General features: G+C 52.6%; 11 protein-coding genes and 1 other RNA gene. 11 read left to right on the top strand and 1 reads right to left on the bottom strand.

Going from position 1 to position 9,859, the window contains the following annotated elements; all coding sequences use genetic code 11:
• A partial coding sequence (locus tag B2067_RS06350) for an AAA family ATPase (protein WP_301387827.1) occupies window positions 1–1,435 on the bottom strand: 1,435 nt, incomplete at its 3' end.
• 208 nt (window positions 1,436–1,643) lie between these two features.
• Between B2067_RS06350 and ybfE the strand changes: the two genes are divergently transcribed.
• The 11 genes from ybfE to B2067_RS06295 all read left to right on the top strand — a co-directional run.
• A complete protein-coding gene (gene ybfE, locus B2067_RS06345) occupies window positions 1,644–1,913 on the top strand; it encodes a LexA regulated protein (protein ID WP_297533933.1) in 270 nt (89 codons plus the stop codon).
• Window positions 1,914–2,003: 90 nt separating this feature from the next.
• Window positions 2,004–2,100, top strand: an RNA gene (ffs, locus tag B2067_RS06340) — signal recognition particle sRNA small type.
• 111 nt (window positions 2,101–2,211) lie between these two features.
• Window positions 2,212–4,404 (top strand): DNA polymerase III subunit gamma/tau, encoded by a 2,193-nt coding sequence (dnaX, locus tag B2067_RS06335; protein WP_297533935.1) that lies wholly within the window; start codon window positions 2,212–2,214, stop codon window positions 4,402–4,404.
• A gap of 43 nt (window positions 4,405–4,447) precedes the next feature.
• A complete protein-coding gene (locus B2067_RS06330) occupies window positions 4,448–4,774 on the top strand; it encodes a YbaB/EbfC family nucleoid-associated protein (protein ID WP_068442809.1) in 327 nt (108 codons plus the stop codon).
• A gap of 3 nt (window positions 4,775–4,777) precedes the next feature.
• A complete protein-coding gene (locus B2067_RS06325; protein ID WP_297533937.1) occupies window positions 4,778–5,305 on the top strand; it encodes a toprim domain-containing protein in 528 nt (175 codons plus the stop codon).
• On the top strand, window positions 5,302–6,444 hold the full coding sequence (gene rnd, locus B2067_RS06320; protein WP_297533939.1) for a ribonuclease D: 1,143 nt from the start codon (window positions 5,302–5,304) through the stop codon (window positions 6,442–6,444). The genes B2067_RS06325 and rnd overlap by 4 nt, the downstream gene beginning before the upstream one ends.
• Window positions 6,445–6,447: 3 nt before the next feature.
• The gene (locus tag B2067_RS06315; protein ID WP_068443098.1) at window positions 6,448–6,741 is read left to right on the top strand and encodes a YcgL domain-containing protein; all 294 of its coding nucleotides are present in this window, start codon (window positions 6,448–6,450) and stop codon (window positions 6,739–6,741) included.
• Window positions 6,738–7,181, top strand: coding sequence for a YcgN family cysteine cluster protein (locus B2067_RS06310; protein WP_301387825.1), 444 nt, complete (start codon window positions 6,738–6,740; stop codon window positions 7,179–7,181). Before B2067_RS06315 ends, B2067_RS06310 begins: the two co-directional genes overlap by 4 nt.
• Window positions 7,169–7,588: a hypothetical protein gene (locus B2067_RS06305; RefSeq protein WP_273087323.1), complete on the top strand. Its 420-nt coding sequence runs from the start codon at window positions 7,169–7,171 to the stop codon at window positions 7,586–7,588. Before B2067_RS06310 ends, B2067_RS06305 begins: the two co-directional genes overlap by 13 nt.
• Window positions 7,589–7,853: 265 nt before the next feature.
• On the top strand, window positions 7,854–8,522 hold the full coding sequence (locus tag B2067_RS06300) for a YEATS-associated helix-containing protein (protein WP_301387824.1): 669 nt from the start codon (window positions 7,854–7,856) through the stop codon (window positions 8,520–8,522).
• 48 nt (window positions 8,523–8,570) lie between these two features.
• Window positions 8,571–9,859 (top strand): vWA domain-containing protein (locus B2067_RS06295; RefSeq protein ID WP_301387822.1); only part of this gene is annotated, 1,289 nt, incomplete at its 3' end.

Below are 9,859 nucleotides of genomic sequence, written 5' to 3'. Positions count from 1 at the left end.
CGAGGTCGGCGTATTGCTGCTCTTCGATCCGGCTCTTCAACAGTTGAGCGTAGGCCTGAACGTGGGGTTCAGTCAGTTCGATATCACTGTCGAAATCGACCAGTGTGCGGAACAGACGCTTAAAGTCTTCGTCGTATTCCTGAAGCAGGTAATAAATCTGACGAGAGCCAATAAGCACCAGCTTAAAATCGAGGGGGATAACATCTGGCACGAGTGATGTTGTGTTCAGCAGGCCGACCTCGGAATAGGGCGATTCCATCTTGAGCTCGTTGGATTGCAGTGCACGTTTCAACGCGTCCCACACGAAGGGTTCGGACAGCACTTTCTCGGCATCCAGAATCAGGTAGCCGCCGTTGGCTTTGTGCAGCGCACCTGGGGCGATTTTCTGATAATTGGTGACCAAGGCGCCTTGCTCACTGACGTACTCTATGCGTCCGACGAGGTTGGCGTACGACGGGTGGGGCTCGTAGATCACCGGCGCGCCACTGTCAGGCGCATGATGCGTGGCAATATTTGGCAGCAGTGAATCTTCAAGGCTGCTGCGTTTCGCGTACTCTTCACGCAGGTCCATCAGGCGCTCTTCGACCAGCTCTTCCAGAACAACGGACGGAAGGTGCTCTTCCATCACCGTGATGTAGTCCATCACTGGCTCATGATGAGAAAAGGCTTCGCGAATCGGAGCGAGCAAGGGAGTGATCGCCTCGCGAATCGTTTCCTGATTCAGGCGACGAAGCTCGTTGCTGCTTTCGCGTTTCCATTGTGGCAGTTCTGCAAGTTGCTCACTGAGCATGTGTTCAAGCTCAGCGATGTCATTGTGGAAGGTTTCCCGCTCTTCTTCGGAGAGCTGAGCAAATTCGGTCTCATCCAGTGCTTTGCCTTCGCGCATTGGGGTGAAACTGATAGCGTTTGAATCCCGGTATACGGCAACCCCGCGCTTGTGCGCTTCCCGCTCTACCGTTTCGATCGCCCGGTCATAACGACGGTTAAATGTGTAATCAATGGCCGACTTTTTCTGTTGATAGGTCGGGTGCTCCAGAACGGCTGGAAAGCTGGCAATCAGCTGATCAATCAATTCGGTCATAAGCCCGCGGAAGTCACTGGCCTCCTGTGGGAGCAGGGCGAGAACTTTGGGCTCGCGCGGATTATTGAAGTTGTTTACGTAGCACCAGATGTCTGGGGTCTTCTGACGCTTGGCCTCGCTTTTCAGATAGTCGCGCACGTAGGACGAGCGACCGGTTCCGGTGTCTCCCATAACGAATATGTTGTAACCGGGGCGTTCCATTGCAACGCCGAACTGGATCGCGTTGACGGCTCGCTCCTGACCCAGAACCCCGTGAAAGGGCTCAATATCCGCAGTTGTTTTGAAGTCGAGAGAATCGGGGTGGATCGTCTGTGTGGCAAGAGAGTGGGGTAACGCTTGGGGCTTCTGTGTCATTGTCGCTCTGATGTCGCTTCTTTAATGAGGTACCCAGTTACAGTATTGCGCTCGCCGCAGTATGACAAGTCTGATTAGAGAAAAGCGCACACTGGTAAGCTCTGTCAGTTGCTTTTGTGCGGTTCTCGGGGATAATTCACGCTTTGTTGGCATCTGTTGCAAACAAAGTGTCATCGCAGTATTCAGAATGTGCAGTTAAGGTAGCTCCATGTCGGTCCAGCCGGAAGACAGAACAACGATAGATATGTTCAGCTCGTCAGGGCCGGGCCGCCCTCGCAGTAACCCCTATGACAGAACTCAGCAGTCTCGCCTTAATAAACGCAGTCAGCGTCTGCGCGACAAGCATGCTGGCTTGCATCGTCTGGAAGTGAAATTGCCTGCGCACGTCGTAGCCGCTCTGGATGGCGCTGCTGACGAGTTAGGTTTGTCCCGTGCGGAAGTAATCACCAAAGCACTGGAGCAGTGGCTCCACATCTGACGCAATGAATTGTTCATAAGACCTTGATTCTGAAGCGGGTTTTGGCTAATGTACGCCTCCCCGCTGATCGCGGGGCGTTATGGTGGCCTTTGTCGGTCCCCTCGCAACGATACACCGCGAACCCCGCCAGGTCCGGAAGGAAGCAACGGTAGTGGTCGACTCGTGTGCCGGGGTGTGGCTGGCAGAGGTCATCTCCAGTTTCTCTTCCGTATTTTCCTTTCCAGATTGTCACTGACTTTACCCGCTTATCCAGTTATTATGCGAGCTGAATACAGGTATTCAGGCCGAATAGATTTTCATGAGTTATCAGGTACTTGCGAGAAAATGGCGTCCGCGTTTCTTTGATGAAATGGTCGGGCAGGAGCACGTTCTGCGCGCGCTCATCAATGCGCTGAATGAAGGGCGTCTCCATCATGCGTACCTGTTTACCGGCACCCGCGGTGTTGGTAAAACGACGATTGCCAGGATTCTGGCCAAATGCCTCAACTGCGAGCAGGGCGTCAGCGCAAGACCCTGCGGCGAGTGCTCTTCTTGCCGTGAAATTGCAGAAGGCCGCTTCGTTGACCTGATTGAAGTCGATGCAGCATCCCGTACCCGTGTTGAAGATACCAGAGAGCTCCTTGATAACGTTCAGTACGCGCCTACAAGAGGCCGCTTCAAGGTCTACCTGATTGACGAAGTTCATATGCTCTCAACCCACAGTTTTAACGCCTTGCTGAAAACGCTCGAAGAGCCGCCGGAACACGTTAAATTTCTGTTGGCGACGACCGACCCACAAAAGCTCCCGGTAACTATTCTTTCGCGTTGCCTTCAGTTCAGCCTGAAGAATATGACTCCTGAACGTATTGTCGGTTACCTGGGTAAAGTGCTGCAGGCGGAGTCTGTGCCGTACGACGAACCGGCGCTCTGGTCTCTGGGCCGCGCAGCTCAGGGCAGTATGCGGGATGCGTTAAGCCTGACAGATCAGGCCATCGCCTTTGGCGAAGGTGAAGTGCACGAGTCTCAGGTCAATTCCATGCTCGGAAGTATGGATCGCGGCAGGCTGTTCAGACTCGCTGAAGTGATGGCGAAGGCAGATGCCAGTGAGATCCTGGCTGAAACGGCTTCCATGGCTGAACATTCTCCGGATTACGATGAGATCCTTCAGGGGCTTCTGCATATCTGGCACCGTGCATCGCTAGCTCAGGTTGTTCCTGATGCCATCGATAATGCCGAAGGGGATCGTGAAGCGATACTTCAGTTGTCGATGGCAATGCCCGCCGAAGATCTGCAGTTGTGTTATCAGATCGCACTTCAGGGGCGACAGGACCTCGCGATGGCACCAGAGCCTCGTCAGGGCTTTGAGATGATATTACTGCGTATGCTGGCATTCCGTCCGGCGCCTGATGTCGTGCCTGAACTCGACCTGGCGTCGGCGCTCGAAAAAAAAAAGCCACTGACAGCTCCAGCGGCTGAAGCTGTTTCTGGGGTTGGTAGTGGGGTCGTTCCGGAGTCTGATTCAGAGACTGCTGCAGGTACTGCATCAGAGCCGAACGAGCCTGCAGGGCAGTTCGAATCTCTCGGTTTTGTTTCGCCTGCTTCTGAGCCCGCTATCGCTGAGCCAGAAAAGTCAGAACCTCAGATTGCGACGCCTTCCGCTGCAGAGCCTATGGGTTCAGAGCCTGTAAATTCAGAGCCTGTAAATTCAAAGCAGGCGCCAGAATCAATGGTAGCTACGCCCCAACAACCGGAACCATCCGCGACGCCAATCATTACAGATCACGCTGTCTCTGCGGAAAATTTAACGGCCGCTGATGCTTCTGTTGATACCCCTGCAGAGGCGCATTCCGGCAGCTCCACTGGCGCTCCTGTTGAGGCTCCAGCCGATATCCCTGTCCAACAAGATGTCCCTGTCGAATATGAGTCTGCGCTGGCACCAGTGATGCCTGGTGATGAGACGCAGGAACGTCGCGATGGCTCTCTGGCCGACCTTATGGAGAACCCGGTTCCGCAGGCCGTGGTTGAGCCAGTGAGTGAGCCGGAAGTGTCAGGCTCATCGCCAGCGGCAGATGTTGAAGCCGAGTCGTCTGCCATGGCGAGTGTCGACGAGTTGCCCGAGCTAGCTCCTCATACCTGGCATATGTGGGTTGATCATCTGGCGCTCGCTGGATTACCTATGGCAATTGCCCGAAACAGTGCACTTATTCAGCGTGAAGAGGCGCCGGAAGGCACTGTGCTTGAGTTTGATGTCGATCCCGCACAAGGCGCGTTGTACAACGATACCCAGCGAGAGAGAATCGCAACGGCTCTGACGGAATTTCTGCCAGGTGTGACACTCAGAATGACTCTCACTGCAACACGTGGAGAGACACCGGAGCAACGCAGGCAGCGGCTGCTGGCCGATGCGCTGTATTCAGCGCGTCAGGCAATCGACAGTGACCCCCTGGTAGATCAGATAATTAATGAATTAGGCGGGCAGGTTATTGAAGACACTGTCCGGCCGAATACCTGATGTTTTATAAAGAATTGACCTGAAGAATTGAAGAGAGGTACGCATGATTAAAGGTGGAATGGGCAACCTGATGAAGCAGGCTCAGAAGATGCAAGAGCAGATGGCAAAGGCTCAGGAAGAACTGGCTTCAGCAGAAGTAACTGGTGAAGCCGGCGCGGGTCTGGTGAAAGTCGTTATGACTGGCCGTCACGATGTTAAGCGCGTCGACCTTGATGATTCCATCATGGAAGAAGAAAAAGAACTGCTTGAAGACCTTCTGGCGGCTGCTGTGAATGATGCCGTTCGTAAAATCGAACAGAATAATCAGGAGCACATGTCGAAACTGACATCAGGCATGGGGCTTCCTGCAGGCATGAAGCTGCCGTTCTGATTTATGGCCAGCCGACCGCGTGACTATCAGCTACTTTGTGAAGCATTCGATGGCTTGCCCGGTATCGGTGCGCAGGCAGCAGAGCGGCTGGCGGAATGGTTGGTCTACCACGGCGATAGCAGGCAGCTGGCAGAGGTACTGACGCGCATCGGCGAAGCGGAGCTCTGCCGGCTCTGTAATCGTATTCAGTGCCAGTCGGAGTGTCAGGCCAATGTTGATCGCGCCGGTTACTTTCTGGTGGCATCGACGGAAGCGGTGCTCAATCGGTTGTCTGAGATTGTGGATTATCAGGGGCCGCTGTTTGTTTTGCACGGTGAGTTGTCGCCAGCAAGCGGGGTCGGCCCCTCTCAAATAAATATGGATGATCTGCTTGCGTCCGTTGAGCACTTCCCGGAGGCGTCGCTGTTGATACTTGGTAGCGACTCCGTTGAAGGGCGGACAACGGCAGAATATATTTTCCGGCGCTCCGGCCGGGCTGGTGAGCGTGTCAGTGTCGAACGTGCGTGTGAGATATTAAGGGGTCTTGATTGACTGAACCTAGAGTACAGACTGAAGTGCCGGTGCCGGAATGGATCGCGACGGATCAGCAACTTAACGATGCCTGCATCAGGTGGTCTTCGGCGGATTTTCTCGCGGTTGATACTGAGTTTGTCAGAACCAGTACGTTTTATCCCAAGCCTGGATTGATTCAGGTCGCGGATAAACATGCGTGCGTATTGATTGACCCTCTGGCAATCAACGACTGGAGCAAGTTCAAAGCTCTTATGCAGAGCCCGGATGTTGTGAAAGTATTCCATTCATGCGCGGAAGATCTTGAAGTCTGTAAACGTATTTTTGATGCCGTACCGAGCCCCTTGTTTGATACACAGATAGCGATGGCGCTGTCGGGGTATGGTGGTTCTGTAGGGTTTCAACGAGCCGTCAGTGAATTGCTAGATCTGGATATTCCCAAAGAAGCAACCAGAACGGACTGGCTTCAGAGGCCACTGACTCCGGTACAGATGGAATACGCGACCGCAGATGTGTTTTATCTTTTTCAGATTTATCCACGATTGAAACAAAAGCTCGAAAGTCTCAGAAGAGAGGCGTGGGTTGAAGAAGAGTGCGAACGTCTTGTAGTCGCCGCGAGTCAACCCGATACAGACTTTTCAGGTGCGTTTCAGCGAGTGAAATCAGGTTGGAAGCTAAGGCCGCAGGAACAGAGCATTCTGCAACAGCTGGCTGTCTGGCGTGAGGAAGAGGCGCGGGCGCGTGATGTCCCGCGAAATAAAGTGGCGGATGATCCAGCGCTGTGGAATTTATCCAGATTTAAAGCACGTAACCGCGATCAGCTTTTCAAAGCAGGGTTACGGGCAAACATCATCAAAGAGTGTGGCAAACAGGTTCTGCAGATTATTCAGCAGGCACAGGCTAACGATTCTGATGAATGGCCAGAGTTGTTGCAGCGGCCGCTCTCTGTTGATGACGGTAACCTGATGAAGCTTCTGAAAAAAGGCGTAATTAAAAAAGCGGAATCGCTGAATATTCCGCCGGAAGTGCTGGCCAACAAAAAAGCGCTGGAGGCGTTAATGCGCGCTCCAGACAATGAATTGCCACCCATACTCCTTGGGTGGAGAAAATCAGAAATAGGTGATGCCCTGTTGGCGCACCTGAAAGAGATCAGGCAATAAATTATGACGGCGACTAAGCGCGTTTTGTGTGACGTTTATAAAACACGTCGCAAGGATGAGATGTACCTCTACGTTGAAAAGAAAGAGGGCATGGCTCGTGTACCGGATGAACTGAAAGAAATGTTTGGTAAACCTGAACTGGCATTAACCCTGTTGCTGACGCCAGAGAAAAATCTTGGTCGGGCAGATGCTGAAAAGGTTCTCGCTGATATCGAAGAGAAGGGCTTTTATCTGCAGATGCCTCCGGCAAAAGAACCCTACATGCTGGATCTCTTCTGCCGAAAGGACGACGAATGAGTGCTGCCTTGCGCTTTTGGGAGACGACACCGTTAAGTGAAATGAGCCGGGAACAGTGGGAATCCCTCTGTGATGGTTGTGCTTTGTGTTGTCTGCAGAAGTTAGAGGATGAAGACAGCGGTGATGTGTATTACACCGATATTCATTGCCGCTACATGGATAAAAATAATTGCCAGTGTACGGTTTATCAGGAGCGCCAGGCTTATGTACCGCACTGTGTCTGGTTAACACCAGAACAGGCTTCTGAGTTTCACTGGTTGCCAGAAACCTGTGCATACCGGCTTGTTGCTGAGGGAAAGCCGCTGAAGGAGTGGCACCCCCTGATTAGTGGAGATCCGGAGTCTGTCCACTACTCCGATGTTTCGCTGCGCGGCAAAGGTGTTGCGGACAATCTTGTGAATGAAGAGGATTGGGAAGATCACATCATATGGAAAGCCTGACTGATTATTACGCCTTCTGGGCCGTTTATATCCTTGCGGGCCTGCTGGGTTTCTGGTGCTGGGGGAAGATGGCGTTCTGGGTAAAAGAACGCGGCGCTGCTTACCATATTTACAGTGCGGTAGGGGCCGTCATTATTTTTACGCCAGTGCCGGTTCCTGATGCCAGCATTGAAGTACTTTCTCCGGGGTTTATCGCGGTACCATTCGCTTTAATATCGGATGGTCTGGCCGGGTTGGAGCAGTTTGTTCCCTGGTTTTCTGTCGCTGCGGGGATCGCACTGATCGTGACACTGGCCGGCCTGATTGCAGGCCTTGCCCCCAAACCTGACGAGCAACAAAAAGATCGGACGACTGCGACCGGACTTGCTAAGAAAACGGCGCCCGTTAAAGGAAATCCGTTCCGCTGAAGCACAGGCAAGACAGGCTGTCTTGCCTGTCTGTCAATCTCTATTTACTGTTTTGTCAGTTTTCTTCTGGCATAACAGAACATACTTCCATGCCCCTCCTGTATCTTAGTTCTGCTGTGACTTACAAGCTGATACGTACTTTTCTGGCTAACTCTCAAAACTTTGCTAGTTTTAATTCATACCGTGCCCAGATTGGGCACAGAATTAAAAACGCATGTCTGATTAGTGACACAGGCACCTGGCGGTGCTACTGAGGGTTTAGAAAATGGCTAACCATATATTCATTCTTGCTACCGTAATGCTTCTTGCAGGGATCTTCGGCGGTCTGGTGAACTTTTACCTGTACGGTGATAAAGACCCGGATTCGGCAAGTCTTCCACGATTTCTGGTTGTGGGTGTCGGCGCATCGTTTCTGGTACCGGTTGTTCTGGATATGGTGAACAGCGAGCTGGTTCTTGAAAGTCAGGGTGACCCTTCTCAGCTACTCATTTTTACCGGTTTCTGTCTGGTTTCAGCGCTGCTGAGTCGCTTTGTTATCGACAACATGTCGGACCGGATTCTCAACGAGGCGAACGTCGCTCGTCAGCGTTCTGAAGAGGTCGAGCAGGATCTCCGTATTATTCAGAATGAGCTGCTGCCTCTGATTGATACTGAAACCGAAAAAGACATGAGCGGGTACGATCCGCAGATGGCGAATGTGTCAGAAGAGCTGGACACAACGTCGGCCCAGATTCTTAAAATTTTATCCAACGGTCGGTATATCTTCCGCTCGCTGGCAGGGGTGTGCCGAGAATGCAATCAGGAAGAGTCGACAGTCCTGAAAACACTGCATGTGCTGACTACACGCAGCCTTGCGGGCAAGGTGAGTGGTAAGAATGGTGTGCGCTGGCATATCACTGAGAAAGGTCGTCGCGTTCTCGAAAATAGCCTCTGATTCTGATTGAACTTGAAGGTGACTGAATTAAAGGGAGTCGGAGCTTTTATGCTGCTTTTCCGAACGATTTTTCTGGCGGTGTTCTTCACCGCCTTAACCCTCAGCGTCCGGGCTGAAGAAGCTCCGGCTCCGGACTTAAGAATCGTGATCGATATCTCCGGCAGCATGAAGGAGACAGATCCTGAAAACCTCCGACGCCCCGCACTTAAGCTGCTGACGGAATTATTACCCGAGGGAGCTCGTGCTGGTGTCTGGACCTTTGGGCGCTACGTGAATATGTTGGTGCCGCTTGGTACCGTAGATGAAGCCTGGCGCCAGAAAGCGCGCGCAGCGAGTGGGGATATAAGTTCAGTCGGCCTCAATACAAATCTCGTTGAAGCCCTCGATAAAGCCCTCTACGAGGCGACTCAGAAAAGTCAGTTTGATCAGACTGTTATTCTTCTGACCGATGGTCGGATTGATATGGATACTTCCGGTGGCGCCCCTGGCACGCCGGCGAATACAGCCGCTCGTGAAAGGCTTATCAGCGCTGTTCTTCCTGAGTACATGTCGAAGAATGTCCGTATTCACACTCTTGCCCTGTCCGATGCCGCAGATGTCACTATGCTTGGGCAGCTTGCTATGGAAACAGACGGCCTCGCGCTAAAAGCGCATACCAATGACGAACTGATGCCAGCATTCCTGAAAGCATTTGATCGTGCCGTACCCAGTGAGCAGGTACCGCTTGTTGGAAATACCTTCAATATTGACCCAAGTGTTAACGAATTTACCGCGCTGATATTCAGAGCGGCTTCCAGTAAACCTACCGAGCTGGTATCGCCTTCGGGCGTCCGTATCTCTCAGGATTCTGCTGCAACGTCGCCTGATGTTCGGTGGCATCATGACCTGAATTTCGATCTGATTACCGTGAAATCTCCTGAAAGCGGAGAGTGGACCGCCGACGCCGATGTTGCGCCTGACAGTCGTGTGCAGATTCTGTCTGATCTAAAACTCAAAGTAACTGGTCTGCCGGGAAGTCTTTTCTCTGGTGTGCCGGTGCAGCTCGAAATGTCCCTGGAAAATGAGGGTGAGACAGTTGATGAAGAGGCGATTCTGCAGCTGACGGATGTGAGCCTGCAGGTTACGGCACCAGATGGCCGCACAGGCAGTAAACTATTGTCTGACCCGGAAAGCCTGCCGGTCGATGGTATTTTCAGAGAAACTCTGAGCCGCCTTAATCAGCCGGGTGAGTATCGACTCGAGATACAGGCACAAGGGCGTACGTTTGAACGTAAACAGGTGCTTACGGCGACATTGGCAGAGCCGATGCGGGTCGATGTTACTCCTGATGTCGGGCA

Source organism: Thalassolituus sp. UBA2590, from assembly GCF_002339775.1.
Lineage (GTDB): Bacteria > Pseudomonadota > Gammaproteobacteria > Pseudomonadales > Oceanobacteraceae > Thalassolituus.
This window is presented reverse-complemented; position numbering and strand designations above follow the sequence as displayed.